The sequence below is a fragment of the Paraburkholderia sp. 22099 genome, from assembly GCF_052045835.1.
Lineage (GTDB): Bacteria > Pseudomonadota > Gammaproteobacteria > Burkholderiales > Burkholderiaceae > Paraburkholderia > Paraburkholderia terricola.
Genome location: NZ_JBQEPU010000087.1, coordinates 1 through 950, shown reverse-complemented (window position 1 = coordinate 950; position 950 = coordinate 1). Strand labels below are relative to the sequence as shown.

The following is a 950-nucleotide window of genomic DNA, read 5'->3' as shown; positions in this document are numbered from 1 at the left end:
GTCGCGCTCTCGCCGAACACCGGCTTCGGGCCGTCGCCGAGTTCGCGCGCCGTCGCCTACGATCTGGTCGGCCGCCTGCCGCTCGTGCACGGCTGGACCGCGACGGCCGGCATCGGTTACTACGATCTGCACTCGGTGCTCGGCATCGGCTACGTCTACGGCAACGTCGGACTGACTTACCAGTATCGCGCGTGGCAATTCGACGTGTCGTACATCGCCACCAACAGCGAAGCCAAGGCGCACCTCGGACCGGGCGCATCCAATCGCTGGATCGCCGATGCAATCTGGCATTTCTGAGCGGCGGCGTAACTTTTTGCACGGCGACGCGCACCTACGGCTATTTCCATCATGAATCGAGTTGCCATGACGCCCAAGGACCGCTCTGCCCCGCACCCGCCGTACGACGCGAGCCCGGCAGCGAACGGCGACGAGCGCGGCACGTGGGCCGCCCTGGCGCGGCGCACGCTGCTCTGCTGGCTCTCCCTGTGCGCCGCCTTCGCGATGTCCGCCTGCGCGCTCGTGCCCGCGACGCCCGACCCCGCTGTGGCGACGCAGCAGATGAAGGCGCGTCCCGAACGGATGATCGTGCTGGCCGTCGCCAATCCGCCCGAAACGCTGATGCTGCGCGCCGGCTCGACCGCGGCCGGATACGGCGCGGCCGGCGGCTATTCGCCGGGCGGCAGCGCGCGGGCGCAGGTCGCGGCGCTCGCGCGGCAATACGGCTTGCGTGAGGTGTCGGCCTGGCCAATCCCGTCGCTGAAGGTGCATTGCGCGATGCTGGAGATCATCGGCGATACGCCGCGCGAGGAAGTCGTCGCGCGGCTCGCCGCCGATTCCCGCGTCAGCCTCGCGCAGCCGTTGCAGACCTTCGACTTGCTCGCCGACGCGCCAGCCGGCAACAACGACTACACCGACTTGCAGCAGGGCTTCCGCGAAATCGGCGCGGGCGC

1 protein-coding gene and 1 pseudogene are annotated in these 950 nt (G+C 69.5%); both read left to right on the top strand.

Features of this window, described 5'->3' with window-relative positions; genetic code table 11:
- The coding region (locus ACTJLC_RS31765) for a hypothetical protein (protein ID WP_440846421.1) at nucleotides 1–297 on the top strand (297 nt) is incomplete at its 5' end.
- Between the two features lie 66 nt (nucleotides 298–363).
- Nucleotides 364–950 (top strand): annotated as a pseudogene (locus ACTJLC_RS31760) (hypothetical protein); the annotation flags it as partial.